The sequence below is a fragment of the Pigmentiphaga sp. genome (assembly GCF_033795525.1).
GTDB lineage: Bacteria > Pseudomonadota > Gammaproteobacteria > Burkholderiales > Burkholderiaceae_B > Pigmentiphaga.
Genome location: NZ_JARYGM010000003.1, coordinates 645590 through 665576, shown reverse-complemented (window position 1 = coordinate 665576; position 19987 = coordinate 645590). Strand labels below are relative to the sequence as shown.

Genomic DNA, 19987 nt, shown 5'->3' with positions numbered 1-19987 from the left:
CATACTGAGCAGCCATTTGGTATCAAACGAGGAGACAAAAAATATGCCTTTCAAGCTATCGCGCATGCTTGCGCCATGGGTGGCGCTGACCGGCGTGTTGCTCGCGCCAGCGGCCATGGCCGACACGGCGGCCAATTATCCGGAGCGGCCGGTCAAGCTTGCCTTGCCATTCCCGCCCGGCGGATCGGCAGACACCATCACCCGCAGCATGGCCGAAAGGCTGCAGGCGCAGCTGAACCAACCCTTCCTGATCGAGAACCGGCCCGGCGCCGCCGGCAACGTCGCCACCCGCTACGTCGCCAAGGCGCAACCCGACGGCTACAACCTGCTGGTGGGCGTAACCGGCGCCATGGCCATCAATCCCAACCTCTACAAGCTCGACTACGATCCGCTGCAGGACTTCGTCGCCGTGTCCATGATGGCGCGCGCGCCGGTCGTCGTGGTGGCCGACCCCCAGGCCGGCATCGGCAACATCAAGCAGCTGATCGAACAAGCCAAGGCCAAGCCGGGAATGCTGACCTATGCCACCAATGGCGTCGGCACCAGCCACCATCTGGCAGCCGAGCTGTTCCGCCAGGCCGCCGGGCTGGACATGCGCAACGTGCCCTACAAGGGCACGCCCGAAGCCTTGCAGGACATCATCGGCGGGCGCGTGCCGATCGGCTTCATGGACTTGACCGCATCCATTCCGCTGATCGCCTCCGGCAAATTGAAGGCGCTGGCCACCACCGGCACAAAACGCTCGCCGGCGCTGCCCGACGTACCGACCGTGGCCGAAGCCGGCCTGCCCGGCTTTTCCGCCGACACCTGGGTCGGCATCTTCGCGCCCAAGGGCACGCCGCGGCCCATCGTCGAGAAGCTGAGCGCCGAGATCAAGACCGCACTGGCATTGCCCGAGCTGCGCGCCCGCGCGCAGACCCAAGGCCTGGAGGTTGGCAGCAGCACGCCTGCCGAACTGCAGCGGTTCGTGCAGGAAGAATCGGTGAAGTGGAAGCGGGTGGTGAACGAGGCGGGGATCAAGCTGCAATAGCGCCAGCAGCGGGGGCCGGGCCCGCAAGGCCTGGCCCCTCGGCGCGACCGCGAAAGGCGGGCAGGCATCGCGCCCGCCCGTCTTATTTTTCCTCTTCGAGGTTCTCGATCATCTTCGCGCCTATCCGCAGGAACTCCGCCACTTCGTCCGGCGTCAGGCCATTGCATGCATCCTTGTAGACCTCCATGGCCGAGTCGGTCATCAAGGCCAGCATGTCCTTGCCGCGGTCGGTCAGCGAGACCAGACGCCGGCGCGCGTCCTGCTCGTCCGACACGCGCTGGATCAGCCCGTTCTTTTCCATGCGCGTAAGCGTGGCAGCCATCGACGGCTGCTCGACGCCGACCATGCGCGCCAGCTCCATCTGCGTCGAGACCTTCACGTCCCGCAAGCAGCGCAGCACCGGGAACTGCCCCGGCATGACGCCATGCGGCCCGGTAAGCTGCGCCAGACGCCAGACGATGCGGCGGTTCAGCGTGCCGACGACGAATCCTAGGCTTTGCGTGCGTATGTTCATGAGCGGGGGAAGCAGCGGCGGAGCGGCAAAAGTAGCACAACTCCGGCCTGCGCCGCCCCCCTCAATCGACGCGCAAGGCCGCCTCGCCTGCCACCTGCCGGCACGAGAAGCTGGATGCTTCCTCGGGCTTGCCCGCACCGTCGTAGACCGCCTCGAGCGGATACGGGCATTGCGGCCGCGTCGAACCATCCGACGGCCTGGTGCCTACGATGCCTTCCGGTGCCTTGCCCTCTTCCACCCAGGCCGACAGCGCGGACATCCAGTCGATGGTGTTATGCCCCTGGCCGCCTCGGCAGTGCCCCAGCGCCGGCACCATGTACAGCTTGTAGAACTCGTCGACCTTGCCCGCGTCCCCGAACACGGTCTCGACGTTCTTGCGATATTCGATCGTGCCCCGCGGGTTCACGCCGGGGTCGCCCCAGCCGTGGTACATGATCATCTTCTTGCCGGACTCGGCGAACTTGCGCAGGTCGGGGTCCGTGGCGTTATAGATGGACTTGGCCTTGTCCATCAGCAGCGGCTCCCGGGACCAGTCCAGGTCGCGGAGATAGTCGAACTCCGGGCGGTCGGGCTCGAAAAGCAGGTACTGGAACGCATCGGCCATGACGGTGTGCAGCTGCGGCACGCCCGCGCCACTGGCGATGAACCAGGTGCCCCATCCGCCCTCGGTGAACTCGCTCCCCGGCGGAAGCGGCAGGACATTGACGTCGGGCCGGCCCGCATAGACCGCCTCGATAGCCGACAATTCGGTCGGCGTAAAACAGGTCTCGCCATCGGCTTCGGCACACCGCGGCAAGTGCTGCGCCGGATCGAACGTGCAGGCCAACGGGTTGGTAATAATGCCGTCCTTCAGGCCGTCGATGGCATCGCACCCGGCAAAATCGCCGCCGTTGCCCTGGTAGACAATGTCGTTCAACAGCTTGAGCTTGCCGTAGGGCAGCTCGGAGGGACCGCGTATGCCGTTCTTGTACAGGTTCTGGAGAATGGCCGGGGCCGATAGTTGCTGACGCGTGTAGTCATAGACCGGCGCACCCACCAGGTAGCCATCGAAATCGTCCGGGTAGCGCTGCGCCTCCATCAGCCCTTGCCTGCCGCCGGTAGAACACCCGTTCCAGTACGAATAGGCAATATCGGTTCCGTAGTGCGCCTGGATGAGCTCCTTGGCCACCACCGCCGTCAAATGGACCGAGCGGTAGCCGAAATCTATCTCCATCTCGTCGCCGAACTCCTGGTCAAAGCCGAACCGCGCACCCGACTGCGCCGGCACGCTGGCATCGTGGCCGGTATCGGTCGAAGCCGACGCATACCCAGCCTTCATGGCCGTTTCCATATCGGAGAGGGAAATGCTGCCGGCCTTCCCGCCATTGCCGACCATCTGGAATCTTCCGTTCCAGTCGCGCGGCAGGTAGACGGCAAACTTGATGTTGCCCTTGATCGATCCGCGGACATCGCAATACGCGGGCCGGCCGTCCTGCGCGGGCACCTCCGCCGCCGAACCGATCTCGACCCGTTCGGTCTGGCTGGAAGCAAAGCGGGCGGGAAGGTCCGCACAGGCAATGGACAGCGGCGGCGGACTGCCCGGGCCGTCGTCGTCGCCGTCTCCACATCCGGTTGCCAGGAATGCGCACAGGATGGATGCCGTGAGCGCGGTCATGCGGGGGGAAAAGGGTGTTTTCATTGGTCTCCTCCAAGGCGTCGAGCCTGCGCGTATTAAGCTCCCCCGCGCGGAATGTGTGAAATTAAGATAAGAAATGGATTGATAAGCCTCCGCTATCGTTTGGCTCCTTCCTCGGCCTCCAGCAAATGCCGGACGATGCGCCTGGCCCGCACCGCGGCGGTATCGATTGGCAGCAGCACGGGCTTGAGGCTCATCAGGTCGGTCGTCCCCATGGCCTGCTGGACGGCTTCCAGCATGGGCTTGTCCTGCTCGCCGAAGCCCACCCTCTGCCAATGGGCGATGGCCTCGTCCATGTCGGCATCGCCCACGCGGAAATTCCGGCTGTGCGCAAAGAAGTAGTGCGTGCTGGTCTCGGTCTCGGGCGTCAGGATGTGGGCGGTAAAGCTCTGGCCGCCCTCCTCGCGCGGCCTGCCCGCCGGCGTAATGCCGGTATCCAGCCGCAACAGGCAAGGAGGATCCCAGCGCATGTCCATCCACTGGTCCACCGGCGACCGGCCGTCGTAGCCAGGGATGCGCTTGGCGAACATGGGAGATGCGGCGCCGTTCGGGCACCAGAGGTTGCTGTGGACGGTATCGCCGGCCTGCGTGACTTCGTGCCTGCCCTGCAGGATGGCCTCGCTGAAGTGGAAGTTGGGATGAACGAACTGGGTATGGCTCAGGTCCAGGAGATTGTCCGTCTCGAGCAGGTAGTTCGCCTGCACGTGCAGATAACCGTCGACCCGGCCACGGCCCGGGTCGTCCAAGAACGAGAAATCCGGGATGGTGGAAGGGTCGGCGCGCGCCGGGTCCCCGAACCAGATCCACAACAGCGTGTACTTCTCCACCAGCGGAAAGGCCTGCACTTGCGCCGCCTGGGGGATCCTGCCGTCGCCATGGGGATTGCCCACGCATTTCCCGCCCGCGTCGAAGCGCAAGCCGTGATAGCCGCATTCGATGACGCCGCCCTCGAGCCGGCCACGGCTGAGCGGGGCAAAGCGATGCGGACACCGGTCATGCAAAGCGGCCGGCTGGCCGTCCTCCCGGCGATAGACGACAACGGGCGTATCGGCGATCCGGCGGGCCAGCATGGCGCCATCGATTTCCCGCGCCCACCCCGCCATGTACCACGCATTGCGCAAAAACATGAATGGCTCCAACTGCTGATTAATCGACGCGGATCCCGAGCCGCTTGACCATGGCCCGGTATTCCTCGAACTGGGACGCAAAGAAGCCCGCAAAGGCCTGCCGGTTCAGTCTCCCGGGCTCGACACCCAGCTGAGTAATGCGCTGCCGCGTCTCGGCATCGGCCAGCGCCGCTTCGGCCGCAACGGCCAGCTTGGGGACGATGGCCGGCGGCGTCGCGGCCGGCGCGAACAGCCCGAACCATTGCGTCATCTGCACCGAGGGATAGCCCGCCTCCACGGTAGTAGGCAGGTCGGCCAGTAGTTCCGTGCGCTTTTGCGCGGCCACCGCCAGGGCCTTGAGCTTGCCCGAGCGGATATAGGTAATGCTCGATGCGATGGGCAGCACCGAAAAGTCGAGCCGCCCGGCAACCAGGTCATTGATGATGGCCGGTTCGCCCTTGTAGGCGATTTCGGTCACCTGCAGCGATGCTGCGCGCCCGAACAACTGGGAAACGATATTCGTCGTCGCGCCGGTGCCGAGCGAACCGAAGTTGGCGGGACGGCCGGCCCGCGACGCCGCGGCGGCGAATTCCCGCAGGCTGCGCGCGCTCGAGCTGCCCGACACCAGGAACACGTTGGGCGACGACGCCACCTCGGCCAACGCAACGAAGTCCTTGCGGGCGTCATAGGGCACGCTTGCGTACACATGGGGATTGATGGCCATCACCCCCGAACTGCCCAGCATCACGGTATAGCCGTCGGGCGCGGCCTGGGCGGTCGTCCGGGCGGCGATGAATCCGCTTGCGCCCAGCCGGTTCTCGACAATGATGTTCTGTCCGATGTGCCGCGACATCCCCTGCGCCAGGATCCTGCCCAGCAGGTCCGCCTGGCTTCCCGGGGCGTTGGCCACGATGATAGAAATCGGCTTGGCGGGGAAATCCGCCTGGGCTCGGCCCGGCGCCGCCTGCGCGCCGATAGAGGCGGCCACGCAGGCCGCATGCACCACGCATCGTTTCCACATGTCTCCATCCCCTCTTGTCTTCCGGTGGGTGAAGAAACATGCTATTGATGCGCGTGGAATTCCTCAAACAAATTTTGGCCATGTCCACTATTAACGATATAGATGTGCTGGCGGGGAAGATAGACCTGAACCTGCTGCGCGTCTTCATCGCCGTGATGCAAGAGCGCAGCATCACCACGGCGGGCGCGCGGCTCGGGCTGACGCAATCGGCGACCAGCGCGGCGGTGAACCGCCTGCGCCAGCAATTGAACGATCAGCTGTTCGTACGCACGCGGCAAGGCATGGAGCCCACGAGCCTGGCGATGTCGCTCAGCGCCCCCGTGGAAAACGCGCTGGGCCTGCTGCGCGACGCGCTACGGGAATCGCGCGGCTTCGACGCCGGCAGCACGGTCAGGGAATTCCGGCTGCTGATGACGGACGTAGGCAAACTCATGTTCCTGCCGCGGCTGACCGCCTGGGTCCATGAACACGCGCCCGGCGTGCGGCTCAGTTGCAGGCAAGTCCCGCGCGACCAGTACGGCGCGGAACTGGAAACCGGCGGCGCCGACCTGGCGCTGGGCATGCTGCCCCTGGGCGAACGCGATTTCGTGCAGCAGCGGCTCAAGGACGAAACCCTGGTGTGCCTGGGTTCGTCCCGCAATCCGGTGCTGCGCAAGCGCCTGACGATGGAGGCCTTCCTGTCGGTACCCCACGTCGTCATCCGCGCCCCGGCGATGGGCGACAGGTTCGTGGTCAAGGCCCTGGGCGAACGGGCCAGCCGCCGCAAGATCGTGGCCGAGGTCCAGCACTATCTGTCGGTGCCTATGATTCTGCGCGACAGCCTCTTTCTTGCCGTGGTCTCCACGTCCGTGGCGGAAGCGCTGGCCGCGCCGAACCAACTCGCCGCCATTTCTCTTATCTATTTCCTCCTATCTTGCGAGCATTTGTATGGCTCTCCCACGGAGGTCATTCTGTCCCTCCCTCGCAAGTGGCGACGCCTGCCCTGCGTCAGACAGCAGTTGCAGCAGCTGTCTGCGCTGTGGCTCTGTTACTTTGGAGGCGATCGCGGGCCCGAATTGGGCAGCCATGACTGCTGCCACCTGATTGCTCCCTGAAGACGAGCCAAGCAGTTGGCCAAGCATGAACTCCGGCATCGCGTCATTTGACACGCCGGCCAGACGGCCTCGGGCCTCCAGCCAATTGTTGTAGTCCACCGATGGAAAACCACCCGCGGCCCACCCCGGCGCGCGACCGGGCTCTTGGCCCAGGAGAAACGCGTCGAGTTTCTGCTTGCTCGCAGGGCCGATTGAGCCCGTAAATTTTTCGGACTTCAGATATGCCCCAAGTAGCCGGGTAAGGGTGATCGCCTCTGGACCATTTACACGCAGCCCAGCGAGCACGAGGATGGAGTCGATGGTAACGTCCTGGTCGGCGCGCGCGAGGGCTGGAATCTGGATGATGGACTCCCGCATGAAATGCTCAGCACCCAAGGCACCTCGCTGATTCGCCTGCTGGATCAAAGCCACGGCACGCGGACCCGGTGCGATGCGGGAATGGGCCAGCACCGCAGTACGGGCAACGTCGTCGTCCTTGTCAATGGCAGCCTGTTGAAGGAACGCCAAGACTTCGTTGTTGCGAGAGGGGTTCGTATCGGCAGGCGCCTTGCCCTCAGCCCAGGGAGTGCTATAAAGCCCAGCAATAGCCTGAACCAGTTGAACGCGGCTCCTGCTTGGCGTATCCGCCCGCGCGAATTCTTCCTTTAGTTCTTGCAGTTTGTCAGCCGGTTTGAGAAAACCGATCGCACTCGCGGTATAAGCAGCGAGCGTGGGCTCAGTACGATATGCCTGATACGCTTTCCAAAGCGCGTCGAACTTCGCTTGTGTACTCAATCCTCGGTTCTCGACCAGCGCGCGCGTCGCAGTGTCCAAGTCACCCATATTCTGCTTCTTCACTGCTTCACCGACCTGGGTCAGATAGGTATCTGCCGGGTTTGATGCAACAGGCTGAGCTCCAGCACCTTGGGACAGACCGGCGAAGACAATTGCCAGCGTCAGGTTACGGATCCTAAACGTCATGTCTGCCTCCCTTACCGAATGCTAAATGCGTAAAACATGGTGTTGGGCAACTGGGTACCTGGAAAGGACGCCACAGGAACCGTGTCGCCGGTCCTCCACACCTCTCGTACAAATGTGTCGCACCTAAACTTTCCCATGGTCGGCCCCTTGTAAATAGGATTCGCCGGCGGCCCCCACGGAGGCGACTCTGGCGTGTACCAACCACCGGGCTGAGGATGCGTAAAAAGGACCGTTGTTGTGTAGGTTGCGCCGGCAGCCCACCACAGGCTGGCTTGCCATTGAAGGGCATAGTCAGGAGGGTACGTAATTAGGTTGTCGCAGTACGCAATGTTGTTGCAGACCTGAACGTATGGTCGGTCATTAATGAAGAGTAGTAGCTTGCTCCCCAATACGCCGTACGCGACTTGAAATTGCTCGGAGAGTTTTGCTGAAGTGCCGTTGCTTCATCCAGCATTTCGATGACATAGCCGACAGCGCTACTCCACAGCCCGACGTGTCCAATGGCTCCGAGCAGAGGAACATTAAGGTCGCGCCCAACCATGTCTGCGTTCTGCCAAGGGTCCGCAGCGTATGTGAGACTGGCGGTGCAAGCCAATGCTACAGCCGTGATGATGCGTTTCATCGTTTCCTCCCGCAATATTCTCTAGTTAGTGAATAATGAGAATAAGCGATGTATTTGCGTTACGAAACGGGGAAAACACGATACCAGTGGATCGCCCGTGCCCTAGGCCCCATTCGCCATCACTCAGTGAAGGTCGGCAGTCTAAGAAGCATTCCGGCCACCCGTCGTGAGCTTTCATTTCGGGCTGCTGGCAATCTGTTTACCGGACGCCCGGCGCGGGGGCATCGTCAATCGCCTCATGAAAGAGCTGGGCCCCATCAGCCCGGCTGCTCCGGCCTTTCCGTTGGCCACCTCCGCCATCGCCCCATTGCGCGCCAAGGCCGAAGCCAAGGGGTTGGACGACTTTTCTCCGCTATGGTGCGGCCAGAATGCCAGTGCTGGCCGCGAGGTGCCCGCGGCGCAGTTGCTGCGCAAATTCGCCGATGCGTGGCGCCAAGCCGCAAGCAGGTAGCGCTTGCGCCAAGCGCGGGCCTTCTGCGGAAATCACCAGCACGAAGCGCCGGCGGGCGTGGACCAAATCGTCCTCGTCCCGCTCCGGTTGCCGTCGTTTTGCGGGGATACTTCGGTCTTTTCACCGCCCCCGCCCACCATGACCCTCGCCGTCCTCGCCAGTTGCGCGCTTACGGGCATCGACGCGCCTCCCGTGCGCGTCGAAGTCCATCTCGCGCCCGGCCTGCCCTCGTTCACCATGGTCGGCCTGGCCGATACCGAAGTCCGCGAAAGCCGCGAACGCGTGCGCGCGGCGCTGCTCAGCTCGGGCTACGAATTCCCGGCGGGCCGGGTCACGGTCAATCTCGCCCCGGCCGACCTGCCCAAGGAATCCGGGCGTTTCGATTTGCCCATCGCCGTCGGCGTGCTGCTGGCATCGGGGCAAATCGCCATGCCGGCGCTAAAGGGCCGCAAGCGCCCCTCCTCGCCTCTCGCACGATGGGTGCTGGCAGGCGAACTCTCGCTTACCGGCGCCCTGGTCCCGATAGCCGGCGCGCTGGCTATCGGCCTGTCGCTGTCGCGCCGGCAGCCGGACGCCGACCTGCTACTGCCCGCGGCGAGCGCCGCCCAAGCGGCACGCGTGCCGGGGCTGCGCGTCTACGGCGCTGCGACGCTACAGGAGGTGGTGGCGCACCTAGAGGAAAAATGCATGCTGACTGCAACGGCCAGTCAGGCCGAAGCCACAGCCTGCACGCCGCCCTGCCTGTCCGACGTCAGAGGTCAATACGGGGCGCGGCGGGCGCTTGAGGTCGCGGCGGGAGGTGGCCACAACCTGCTGATGCTTGGGCCGCCGGGCTCGGGCAAGAGCATGCTGGCGCAGCGCCTGCCCGGCCTGCTTCCGCCGCTGCGTCATGATGAAGCCCTGGAAGCCGCCGCCATCGCAGGCTTGGCGCCGGGGGCGCCGCCGCCATTTGGCCTGCGGCCCTTCCGTGCCCCTCACCACTCGATCTCCGGCGCCGCGCTGGTCGGCGGCGGTAGTCGGCCGCGCCCGGGCGAAATTACCTTCGCGCACCTGGGCGTACTGTTCCTGGACGAGCTGCCCGAGTTCGGCCGACACGTACTCGACACCCTGCGCGAACCGCTGGAAACTGGCCGGGTATCCATCGCCCGCGCGCTACATCGAACCGACTATCCCGCGCGATTTCAGCTCGTGGCCGCGATGAACCCCTGCCGGTGCGGCTGGCACGGCAGTACGGTGAAAGCATGCTCCTGCACGCCCGATCAAGTGGCGGCCTATCGCAGCCGGCTGTCCGGCCCCTTGCTCGATCGCATCGACCTGCAGGTCGAGGTTCCCGCCGCCGGGGACGACTGGACCGATCTTCCGCCGGGCGAGCCGACGGCAGAAGTACGCCGGCGCGTCGAGGCAACATTGGACCGCCAGCTCCACCGCCAGGGTTGCACCAATGCCGCTCTCTTGCCTGGGCAGGTCGATGTTCATTGCCGTGCCGATACCGCCGCGCGCGCATTGTGGAAGCAGTCCATGAAACAGTTCGCCTGGTCGGCGCGTACTGCGCATCGGGTGCTGAAGGTGGCGAGGACGATTGCGGATCTGGCCGGCGCGGCTGAAATCGGGAGCATCCACATGGCCGAGGCGGTGCAGTTCCGGCGACCGCTCCGCGAGCGATGAAAGAATGCATGGAAAGGCGGAGCGCCGCCGTTAGCGGACTGCCGGCAAAGACTCCGGCCGGATCCTGCCGAAGCTTGGCGATTGCGCGTGTCGTGCTAGCATTCATTCATTCGGGATTTCAGCCTCCCGCTCTTCCAAGATAGACGGTGTCCCGTCCAAGCGCTGGCACTTTCAGCCGGAGTTTTCCGTGGACACCGCTACGCCCGTATCCATCCCCCCATCCGAATCCGGGCGCCCTCAGCTTTCGCTGGGCGCCGCGCTGCGTTTTTGGCTGAAGCTGGGCTTCATCAGCTTCGGCGGACCAGCCGGACAGATTGCCATCATGCATACCGAGCTGGTCGAGCGCCGGCGCTGGATCAGCGAACGGCGTTTCCTGCACGCCTTGAACTATTGCATGCTCTTGCCCGGTCCCGAGGCCCAGCAGTTGGCGACCTATATCGGCTGGCTCCTGCACCGCACCTGGGGCGGCATCGCAGCCGGCGGCCTGTTCATCCTCCCTTCCCTGCTGGTGCTGGTTGCCCTGTCATGGGTCTATGCCGCGTATGGCAGCCTGCCGGCCGTCGCGGGCCTCTTCTACGGCATCAAGCCCGCGGTCACGGCCATCGTGCTGCACGCTGCGCATCGCATCGGATCTCGGGCGCTGAAAAGCACGGCGCTCTGGGCGATTGCCGGTGCAGCGTTCGTAGCCATCTTCGCGCTCGGCACTCCCTTCCCGCTCATCGTAGCCGTTGCCGCATTGGCCGGTTTCCTGGGCGGGAAGTGGCGGCCGCAGCTGTTTCGTACGGGAGGAGGACACGGCTCAAGTATCCAGGAGCCTGGCCCAGCCATTATCGACGACGATACGCCGACACCGGCTCACGCGCGCTTTCGCTGGCCTCGCTTAGGCGTGCTGCTGCTGGCGGGCTGCGCGCTCTGGGCCATTCCCATGGCGGCACTAGCCGCTCTCTACGGATGGCATGGCGCCTATACGCAAATGGCCTGGTTTTTCACCAAGGCCGCGCTGCTGACCTTCGGCGGCGCTTACGCCGTGTTGCCCTACATATACCAGGGCGCCGTGGACCACCATGCCTGGCTGACTGCCCCCCAGATGATCGACGGCTTGGCGCTGGGCGAGACCACCCCGGGGCCGCTGATCATGGTGGTGGCCTTCGTGGGTTTCGTGGCGGGCTACTTCCATGAACTGCTTGGCCCAGGCGCGTTGTTTCTTGCAGGCGCGCTGGGAGCGACGCTCGTGACGTGGTTCACGTTTCTACCCTCCTTCCTTTTCATCCTGGGAGGCGGGCCGCTGGTCGAAGCGACGAAAGAAGACCTAAAGTTCACCGCGCCGCTGACCGCTATCACCGCCGCCGTGGTAGGGGTGATCCTGAACCTCGCCTTGTTCTTCGGCTACCACGTCTTGTGGCCCGAAGGCTGGTCGGGGAGGTTCGACTGGGTCTCCGCCGTGATCGCTCTTGCGGCGGCAATAGCGCTATTCCGCTGGCAGCGCAGCGTCATCCAGGTCATTGCGGGTTGTGCGATGATAGGACTGCTGGTCACCCTGGCAGGTTGAAGCCCGCGCCGTGGCGGACCGGCGCGCCCGCCTGGCGCTCCTCTTCGATCAGCTTGTCGAGCAGGCGGTTTGCCCGCACGACGCCGGCATCGCTTTTCAGCAGGCATTGCCGTGCGGTGAATTGCGGAAACCGGCGGATCACCTCCTGCTGCGCCTCGATCATCGGCTCGTCCTGGTGCTCGAAGGCCTGGCGGCGCAACTCGGTCAGCTGGACGGCGAGCTCCTCGGCATTGCGCTCCGGCGGCAGCGGCACGCCTTGCCGGACAGCGGCGAAGTGATACATGGTGTTGAACTCGTCGATGGGCGTCAGCAGATGCGCGCTGAGCAGTCCCGCGCCGTCCGACCGCACGCCGTTGACCGGGTACACGCCGGAATCGTTCTTGAAGTTGCTGGGCGGGGTCCAGCGTATCGTCTGCCAGGCATGGACCGGTTGCCCGTCGTTCCGGAATAGTTTGTCGAGCAGCCCGGGCGGCGTCACATCGAATTTGTCGCGCGAGACGAACACCTCGTCGCCGCGTTCTTCGACGCGGGTGTCGGCCTTAACCGTGCTGGCGTTGCCCAGCAGGCCCTCGTGCAGATACGGCACGTGGCTCAGGTCCAGCAGGTTGTCCAGCACGAGCCGGTAGCTCGCCTTCATCGTCAGCCACTCGCGGCGGCTCGCCACCTGCCCGGGTTGCTCTTGGAGGAAGGAAAAATCCGGAATGCGGTCGGGGCGTGGCGGCTCGTTGCCCATCCACACCCACACGATCGTATCCTTTTCCACGACGGGATAGGCGCGAAGCCGGCATGACGCCGGCGCGGCACCATGCGGGTTGTGCACGCATTCGCCATGCTGGTCGAACTGCAATCCGTGATAGCCGCACTGCACCCGCCCGTCTGGACGTACGCTACCCTTCTGCATGGGGGCGAACCGATGCGGGCAGATGCCGAACAGCGCCCGTGCCTCGCCCGCGGCGTTGCGGAACAGGACGAGCGGCTCGCCCAGGATCGTCCTTGCCGCCAACTCGCCCGGGGCGAGGTCCTGGCCCCATAGCGCGACATACCAGGCATTTCTCAAGAAGCTCACGCTCATCTCCCACGATTCTGCTATTCGGGATGTACGCCGGCGTTGTTGACCAGCTGATGCCAACGTTTCTGTTCGCTGGCAACGAAGGCAGCCATCTCTTCCCCGGTCGTTCCCCAGGGCTGGACGCCCAGTTCTTCGAGCCGCGTCCGCAGCTGCCTGGTCTGCACGGCCTGGATCAGCGCGTCCGTCAGCTTGCGCCTTACCGCGAGCGGCACGGCGGCCGGCGCTGCAAAGCCGAACCAGGACTCGACGTCTGCGCCTTCGAGCCCCGCATCGGCCAGCGTGGGAACGTTGGGCAGCTGCGCGAGCGGCACTTTCCCGGTGACCGCCAGCGGCACGAATTTGCCGCTTTTGATGTAAGGAAGCACGCCGGGCACGCCGTCGAAGAGGAAATGTATGCGTCCGCTCAGCAGCTCGGAATAGGCCGGCGATGAGCCTTTGTATGGGATATGGACGGCCCGCAAGCCGGCCTTGGAAAGGAAGAGTTCGCCAGCGATGTGCAAAGGCGTGCCGATTCCCGCGGACCCGTAGGCCGCTTCGTTCGGATGCTGGCGCAGCCAGTCGCGCAGTTCCGCCACCGTGCGGACCCCGAGCTGCGGCCGCACGAGCAGCACCTGCGGCACTTTTGCCACCAGCGACAACGGCGCGAAGTCGGCAATCGGATCGTAAGGCAGGGACTTGAACAGCCAGGGATTGATCGCCATCAGGCCCGTATAGGCGAACAGCAGCCGGTATCCATCCGGCGGCGCTCCTTTGATGTCGGTGGCCGCGATGAAGCCGGAAGCGCCGGGCTTGTTCTCGATGACCACGGGGGCTCCGAGCTGCTGCGCGAGCTGCTCGCTCACCAGCCGCGCCACGATGTCGTTGGGCCCGCCCGGCGCGGCACCGACGACCACGGAAATCGAGCGCGTGGGAAAATCCTGCGCCGCCGCACGGCCGGATGCCGCGGCTGCGATGGTGGACAGGATGAACTGACGTCTGTTCAGGGCCATGGGCGTGTCTCCATTGTTGTAATCGCTGCTCGCTAACGAGCACTCTGCTGGCGCCAGCCCGACGCGCGGCACGTGGGACGCGCCGGCTGGCATGTCATGCGGTGGGCGACTTGCTCCGGTTCCCGTGCTCGAACGCCGCATTCATGCCGTGCGTCGACTGCCGCACCGCGAGCGCCATCGCGCCCAGGCCCTCGACCTCGATCGACACCGTATCGCCGGCGCGCAGCGGTCCTACGCCGGCCGGCGTGCCCGAAGCGATGAGATCGCCCGGCTGCAGCGTCATGACCGACGAGGCCATCTCGATCATTCCTGGGATGTCGAGGATGAGGTCACGCGTGTTGGCCTGCTGGCGCACCTGCCCATTGACCGACAGACGCAGCGCCATCGCGTGCGGGTCCGGCACCTCGTCGGCAGTAACGAGCCAGGGGCCGATGGGCGTGAAGGTGTCGTAGGACTTGCGCATCACCCGCTCTTCGTCGCCGCGCACCGTCATGTCGATCAGGCAGCAATAGCCGAACACGTGCGACATGGCCTCGGCGCGCCCGATGCCGCGTCCGCCGCGCCCGATCACGATCCCGAATTCGCATTCATGGTGGATCTCGCGCAGCGGTATGTCGGGCAGCTCGATGTCATCGGCGGGACCGCAGATCGACGAGGTGGCCTTGAGGAAAAATCCGCGCGAACTGGCGCGATAGGGCGAGCGCATTTCATCGCGATGCGCTTCGAAGTTCGCCGGATAGGCGATCAGGTTGCCCGGCCGTGGCTGCGGCGGACCCAGCCTCACCGAATCCAGGGGAACCGCGGCAGCCTCGATGGACCGCCGGCGGATTTCCGGGGCAAGACGGGGAAACTGCGCAATGAGCCGCGACATGCCGATGGGCGGCCAGAAATCGGCGGGGACGCCCGCAAGGTCCGTCACGTCGACCACCCCGCGCGCCGTGACCACGCCCAGGTGTCCGCCGTTGTAGGTAACGAGTTTCATCACGTCGCTCCTTCCGCTATCGGCTCGCGCCGGGTCTGGGAGGCCGATGCGCCGCGCAGCGTGTCGAATATCGCCTCGGGTTGCGCCGGCACCAGGTGGCCGCGCCAGCCGACATGCCCGTCCGGGCGCACCAGGACCAGCTTGCGTTCGTACAAGCGGCAGATGTCCGGATCGGCGATGTCCAGCACCGAGAAAGGAATGCCCAGCCGCGCGGCAGCCGCCGCGAACGGATCCGCGGGCGGTGCGTCGGGCCCGGAGCGCACCAGCGTGAAGCCGCGCCCGAAGGCATCCAGGGTCGAGCGCCCCGGCGCAAGCCACGCATGCGGCGCGCGCGCGCCGGGCAGGGTGGTCTGCTCGTAGGTGGACACCGTAAGGGGCGGCCGCGGACTGGCGTCGTAGCAGATGACGCAGGAATCGTCGTAGCGATAGCCGAGGTTGATGCCGATGGTGAACCATTCCTGGCGCAGCAGGTCGGCATACCATTCCCCATACTCCTTGCGGACCGCCGCCGCCCGTTCGCCGTCCTGGAACACTTCCGGCGGCGGCCGCCGCTTGCGGGTTTCCAGCATGCGGCGCAGGTTGCCGGTCGCTTCAGCGACGTTGCGCAGCGCGACAGGACGGCGCTCCTGCTCGTAGGACAGGAGCAGACCGGGACCGCCCCATCCTTTCAGCACGGCATCGAGCTTCCATCCGATGTCCACGGCATCCTGCATGCCGGTGTTCATGCCAAAGGCGCCCGTGGGCGACATCAAGTGCGCGGAGTCGCCCGCGAGAAAGCAACGCCTCGTGCCATAGTGCTCGGCCACGAGTTCCCGGCGCACCCATGGCATCACGTCGATGATGTCGTAGTCGAACTCGCATCCGACGGCGCGGAAAAGCGCCTCGCGCACCTGCTCGGGAGAGGGCTTGCTGGGCGCGGCGTCCCCGATGAACTGGACCCGCCATTCGTCCCTGCCGTTGGTCGACGTGATGGTCAGCCAAGTGCCTTCGGGACCGACGAAGATGTAGCGGTAGCCCCGGCCCTTGTCATGAAGCGGGTCCAGATCGGCGCGGATCAGCACATTCGTCGTGTAGGTCAAGGTGCCGGAGCCCGACATGCCGATCGACAGCGCCTTGCGCACCGTGCTGTCGCCGCCATCGGCACCGACCACGTAGTCGGCGCGTATCGTTTTTTCGTGGCCGGTCCGGACGTTGCGGAGCACGAGCTCGACATGCGATTCGGTTTCGACGAGGCTTTCGAGCTGCGTCTCATAGCGCAGTTCGACCGTCGGGAACGAAGCGGCAAAGCGCGCCATGATCGGATCGAACATGTGCTGCGGGCAGCGCTCGCGCTTCTGCGGGCTTTGCGGCGGACAGGGCTCCTGGTCCTTGCTCGGGAAGGGTTCGCGCGAGAGCTCGAACCCGCGCAGCGAGGTCAGGTAGATGTAGTCCTGCGGGACGTCGCGCGGATAGGGTGCCGCCTCGACCGCCGGCACCAGACCCCAGCGGCGGCAAAACTCCATCGTCCGCACGCCGACCAGATCCATTTTCGGCTGGTTGACGTTGCCCGTCCCGCGCTCCACGAGCAGGCAACGATTGCCTCGCCAGCCGAGGTCTCCCGCCACGGCGAGGCCGACGGGACCGCCGCCCACCACTACCACCGGGTAGTGCCTCTCCTGCGTCACCCCCTCATCGAATGAAGTCATATACGTCCGTCCTGGTCTGCGACAGGACTACTTTAGGGACGCATGATCGATAGGTACAATATCTAAATAGTCGTTCAATAAGATGATTTCGGTATCGTCGTAGCGACCGCGCCATCGGTTGCCGCGGCGTTCCCGCTTCTGTCCTTGCTCGCCCCCCATGGACTTCAAAGACCTGCAGTGCTTTCTCGCGCTGGTGGAAGAGCTCAATTTCACCCGGGCGGCGGCGCGCATGCACATGGCGCAGCCGCCATTCAGCCAGCGCATCCGGCGGCTCGAAGAAGCCGTGGGCGTGCGGCTGTTCGATCGCAATAACAAGTCCGTTCGGTGCACGGACGCCGGCCACACCTTCGAAGCGCATGCCAGGCAACTGCTCGGCGCCGCCCGCAATGCGGTCCAGTCCACGCGGCAGGTGGAACAGGGGGTCGCGGGCCGCGTATCCCTCGGCGCCATCTATTCGAGCGTCTATCGGGCCGTGCCCGACATCATCAAGGCCATGGCCGAGCAGTACCCGGCGGTCGAGCTGCAAGTCGAGGAAATGTCGGTCGAGGCGCAGCTCGCGGCGATCCGCAAGGGCACCATCGATGGAGGCATCCTGCGCTTGATGCGGTCCGAGGCCGACATCGCGACCGAGACGCTGTTCCGGGAAAGCTACCTGGTCGCGGTGAGCAACGAGGATGCCATCTCCCGCCGTTCGCGCGGATTGACGCTGAAGGACGTGGCCGCGAAGACGCTCATCGCCTTCGAACCCTCGTTCAGCCCGGAATACGAAGCGATCGTTTTCGCCGCCTTCGTTTCTGCAGGACTGGAGCCGGCGCAGGTGCGCCGGGTGAGGAGCATGCACATGATGCTGGGCTTCGTCAGCGCAGGCGCCGGCGTCGCCATCGTCCCGTCGTCACTCGCCGGCATACAGCTGCAGCGCGTGACCTATGTACCGTTGAAGGACCGCTTGCCGGCGCAGGAAGTCAGGCTGGCCTGGCTGCGTTCCAGCCCGCCGCCGATCGTGCTGCGGCTGGCGGAGCGGGTGCGCGCCATACGGCATACGTGGGTGAACGAGTAGCCAGGTCCGAGGCCGCCTCCGCCCCCCCGTCGACCCTACAACTGCTCAGGGTCCAGCCGGCTCACCTTCTTGCGGTGCGAAATGAGGGTCACGCCCCACATCACCACCCCGACCAGCAGCAGCCATCCCGCGACTTCGTACTGGATGGGATCGCGTCCAGTAAACGGCGTGACCAGGAACAGGCAGGCGGCGGCCCCGAGTGCGGCCACGAGCGCGTTGGTGCGGAAGTGCGGATGTTCCACGCGGTCCCGCCGCAGCACCAGTACCGCCACGTTCACGAACGCGAATACCGCGAGCAGCAGCAGGGCCGTGGTGCCACCCAGGGCGCGGATGGCTTGCGAATCGCTGGCGGCGGACACCAGCACGATGAGGCCCACCGCCAGCGCGGTCGTGAATACGATGGCCGTCCAGGGCGTCTGGGTACGCGCATGCACGTGCGCCAGGAAACCGGGCAGCACGCCCTGGCGCGACATGCCGTACAAGAGGCGGCTCGCCATCATCATGTTGATCAGCGCGGAATTGGCCACCGCGAACATGGAGATGACCGGCATGATCGTTTCCATGGGCAAGCCTGGCGCGGCGCGCTGCACCACCAGCACCAGCGGCGTCGAGCTGGCCGCCAGTTCGCCGACGGGAATCAGCGCCACCGCGCAGATGGACACAAGGACATAGATCGTGGCCGTAAGGCCCAGGCCGGTCAGCAGCACCTTGGGGAAGATGCGGTGCGGATCGTGGGTTTCCTCGGCCATGTTGACGGAGTCCTCGAAACCGACCATGGCGAAGAACGCCAGCGCGGTGGCCGAGGTAATGGCCAGGAATACGCTTTTGTCTTCCGGGGTGTCGAAGGCCACGACACGCGAGAAATCCGCCTGCCCGCCGGCGATGGCGTAAAAACCCAGCACGATGACCAGCAGCAATCCGCTCAGCTCGACCAGGGTCAGCACCACGTTGGTCTTCACGCTGTTGGAAACGCCTCGCAGGTTGATCGCCATGATCAGCAGCATGAAGCCCACGGCCCCCAGCGTGACGATGGCGGCATCGGGCTCGATGCCCAGCGACACGAAAAGATTGGCGGCGAAGGCCTGGGAGGCGGTCGAGGCGGAAGTAAGCCCCGAGCACATGACGGTGAAGCAGACGATGAAGGTCAGGAAGTGCAGGCCGAAGGCCTTGTGCACGTAGAGCGCGGCGCCGGCGGCCTTGGGATACTTGGTGACCAGCTCGAGGTAGGACAACGCCGTGAGCAGCGCCACCACGAAGGCCACCAGGAATGGCGCCCACGCCGCGCCGCCGACCTCGCCCGCCACCTGTCCGGTGAGGGCATAGACGCCTGTACCGAGGATGTCGCCGACAATGAACAACAGCAATAACTTGGGACCCATGACGCGTTTCAGGGGGGTATCGCCCGAGCCTTGCTTGACGGTCATTGCCGGCCTCTTCGCAGATATGCTGGAAATACGATTCTAAATGGTCCGGCCCCGGAAGCGTCAATCCTGCGCGACGAAGTTCACGGCCTTGACGATCTTCTGGTACTTCGACCATCCCTCCCTGATCTCGTTGCGGAATGCTTCGGGCGCCAGCGTATCGGGCGGCGATCCGAGCTTCATCATCGTCTCGGCGATGCGCGGCGTGCGTACCGCCTCGTTGACCAGGGCATTGAGGCGTGCCGTCCGCTCCGGCGGCATGCCCGCGGGACCGAGGAAGCCGCTCCAGTCCTGGAACAGGACGTCCGCATAGCCGGACTCGGCCATGGTGGGTACATCGGGCATGGCCGGCGAACGCTTGCCGCCGGTCGTGGCCAGCACCCGCAATTTGCCTTCGCTACGCTGCGGCGCGGTCTCCGACAACGGCGCCACCACCGCGGCGATATGGCCGCCCAGGCAATCGACGATGGCAGGCGCGCCGCCCTTGTATTGGACCAGCTGGAGGTTGATCTTCGCCGATCGGGCGAACTGGGCGCCGGCGAAATGCTGCGACGATCCGGCCGGCGCGCCGAAATTGCTCTTCTCCGGATGCTCGCGCGCCCACGCGACGTAATCCTGCACCGTGCGGACCTGAGCGGGAACGGCAGGCCCCACCGCGAAGGCCATGATGCCGCGGTGGGTCATCGCAACCGGCGTGAAATCCTTCAGCGTGTCGTACGTCATGTTCTTGTAGACGTGCGGGTAGATGATCATCGGGAAGGCTGGGGTGAAAAGCAGGAAGCTGCCATCGGCGGGCCGGTTCTTGACGTAGTCCGCGCCTATGCGCCCGCCAGCGCCGGCCTTGTTTTCCACGATGACCGTCTCGGCGTATTTTCCGCGGATACTGTCGCTGACTAGCCGCGCGATGATGTCGGTCCCACCTCCGGGCGGAAAACCGACGACCACCGTCAGCTGCTTGATAAGCGCCGATTCCCCGGCCACGGCGAAGGGCGAATGAAAAAGCGCAGGCAGCGCGGCTGCCGCCAGCGTGCCGACGAACTCCCGGCGTGTGGGCATGACTGTCTCCTCGTTTGGTGGTGGTCCGACCTGGCCGATCT

Annotated in this window: 16 protein-coding genes and 1 pseudogene; 6 read left to right on the top strand and 11 right to left on the bottom strand. The window is 65.1% G+C overall.

What is annotated here, in order from left to right; translation table 11 throughout:
• Positions 1–43 precede the first annotated feature (43 nt).
• Positions 44–1030 (top strand): Bug family tripartite tricarboxylate transporter substrate binding protein, encoded by a 987-nt coding sequence (locus QHC78_RS11675; protein WP_319744617.1) that lies wholly within the window; start codon positions 44–46, stop codon positions 1028–1030.
• A gap of 82 nt (positions 1031–1112) precedes the next feature.
• On the opposite strand, the gene QHC78_RS11670 is transcribed toward QHC78_RS11675, so the two are convergent.
• The 4 genes from QHC78_RS11670 to QHC78_RS11655 all read right to left on the bottom strand — a co-directional run bounded on the left by QHC78_RS11670 (position 1113) and on the right by QHC78_RS11655 (position 5346).
• Positions 1113–1544 (bottom strand): MarR family winged helix-turn-helix transcriptional regulator, encoded by a 432-nt coding sequence (locus QHC78_RS11670; RefSeq protein ID WP_319744615.1) that lies wholly within the window; start codon positions 1542–1544, stop codon positions 1113–1115.
• Between the two features lie 61 nt (positions 1545–1605).
• A complete protein-coding gene (locus tag QHC78_RS11665) occupies positions 1606–3222 on the bottom strand; it encodes a tannase/feruloyl esterase family alpha/beta hydrolase (RefSeq protein WP_319744614.1) in 1617 nt (538 codons plus the stop codon).
• A 92-nt stretch (positions 3223–3314) separates the two neighbouring features.
• Positions 3315–4346, bottom strand: coding sequence for an aromatic ring-hydroxylating dioxygenase subunit alpha (locus tag QHC78_RS11660; protein ID WP_319744612.1), 1032 nt, complete (start codon positions 4344–4346; stop codon positions 3315–3317).
• 19 nt (positions 4347–4365) lie between these two features.
• Positions 4366–5346: a Bug family tripartite tricarboxylate transporter substrate binding protein gene (locus QHC78_RS11655; protein ID WP_319744610.1), complete on the bottom strand. Its 981-nt coding sequence runs from the start codon at positions 5344–5346 to the stop codon at positions 4366–4368.
• Between the two features lie 80 nt (positions 5347–5426).
• Between QHC78_RS11655 and QHC78_RS11650 the strand changes: the two genes are divergently transcribed.
• Entirely contained in the window at positions 5427–6440 is a 1014-nt protein-coding gene (locus tag QHC78_RS11650; RefSeq protein WP_319744608.1) for a LysR family transcriptional regulator, read from the top strand.
• 1267 nt (positions 6441–7707) lie between these two features.
• On the opposite strand, the gene QHC78_RS11645 is transcribed toward QHC78_RS11650, so the two are convergent.
• Positions 7708–8022, bottom strand: coding sequence for a hypothetical protein (locus QHC78_RS11645; protein WP_319744606.1), 315 nt, complete (start codon positions 8020–8022; stop codon positions 7708–7710).
• Positions 8023–8205: 183 nt separating this feature from the next.
• Here QHC78_RS11645 and QHC78_RS11640 point away from each other — a divergent pair.
• From QHC78_RS11640 to chrA, 3 genes and pseudogenes are all read left to right on the top strand, one after another.
• A pseudogene (locus tag QHC78_RS11640) lies at positions 8206–8473 on the top strand (nitronate monooxygenase); the annotation flags it as partial.
• 138 nt (positions 8474–8611) lie between these two features.
• Positions 8612–10138: a YifB family Mg chelatase-like AAA ATPase gene (locus QHC78_RS11635; protein WP_319744604.1), complete on the top strand. Its 1527-nt coding sequence runs from the start codon at positions 8612–8614 to the stop codon at positions 10136–10138.
• Positions 10139–10325: 187 nt separating this feature from the next.
• Entirely contained in the window at positions 10326–11687 is a 1362-nt protein-coding gene (chrA, locus tag QHC78_RS11630; protein ID WP_413816448.1) for a chromate efflux transporter, read from the top strand.
• Here the strand turns inward: chrA and QHC78_RS11625 are convergent.
• The 4 genes from QHC78_RS11625 to QHC78_RS11610 form a co-directional block, all read right to left on the bottom strand.
• The gene (locus QHC78_RS11625; RefSeq protein WP_319744602.1) at positions 11671–12753 is read right to left on the bottom strand and encodes an aromatic ring-hydroxylating dioxygenase subunit alpha; all 1083 of its coding nucleotides are present in this window, start codon (positions 12751–12753) and stop codon (positions 11671–11673) included. The genes chrA and QHC78_RS11625 overlap by 17 nt on opposite strands.
• Positions 12754–12773: 20 nt before the next feature.
• Positions 12774–13745: a Bug family tripartite tricarboxylate transporter substrate binding protein gene (locus QHC78_RS11620; protein WP_319744600.1), complete on the bottom strand. Its 972-nt coding sequence runs from the start codon at positions 13743–13745 to the stop codon at positions 12774–12776.
• A gap of 94 nt (positions 13746–13839) precedes the next feature.
• The gene (locus QHC78_RS11615) at positions 13840–14727 is read right to left on the bottom strand and encodes a fumarylacetoacetate hydrolase family protein (protein WP_319744598.1); all 888 of its coding nucleotides are present in this window, start codon (positions 14725–14727) and stop codon (positions 13840–13842) included.
• Positions 14727–16412: an FAD-dependent monooxygenase gene (locus QHC78_RS11610; protein WP_319744597.1), complete on the bottom strand. Its 1686-nt coding sequence runs from the start codon at positions 16410–16412 to the stop codon at positions 14727–14729. The genes QHC78_RS11615 and QHC78_RS11610 overlap by 1 nt, the downstream gene beginning before the upstream one ends.
• Before the next feature lie 157 nt (positions 16413–16569).
• On the opposite strand from QHC78_RS11610, the gene QHC78_RS11605 reads away from it, so the two are divergent.
• Complete coding sequence (locus QHC78_RS11605) at positions 16570–17469, top strand: LysR substrate-binding domain-containing protein (RefSeq protein WP_319744595.1); 900 nt, start codon at positions 16570–16572, stop codon at positions 17467–17469.
• A 35-nt stretch (positions 17470–17504) separates the two neighbouring features.
• Here QHC78_RS11605 and QHC78_RS11600 read toward each other — a convergent pair whose 3' ends face one another.
• Together QHC78_RS11600 and QHC78_RS11595 are read right to left on the bottom strand one after the other, a co-directional pair.
• Positions 17505–18893 carry an APC family permease gene (locus QHC78_RS11600; protein WP_319744593.1) on the bottom strand — a complete coding sequence of 463 codons (1389 nt, stop codon included), beginning with the start codon at positions 18891–18893 and terminating at the stop codon, positions 17505–17507.
• A 60-nt stretch (positions 18894–18953) separates the two neighbouring features.
• Positions 18954–19946, bottom strand: coding sequence for a tripartite tricarboxylate transporter substrate-binding protein (locus tag QHC78_RS11595; RefSeq protein WP_319744591.1), 993 nt, complete (start codon positions 19944–19946; stop codon positions 18954–18956).
• Positions 19947–19987: the final 41 nt, after the last annotated feature.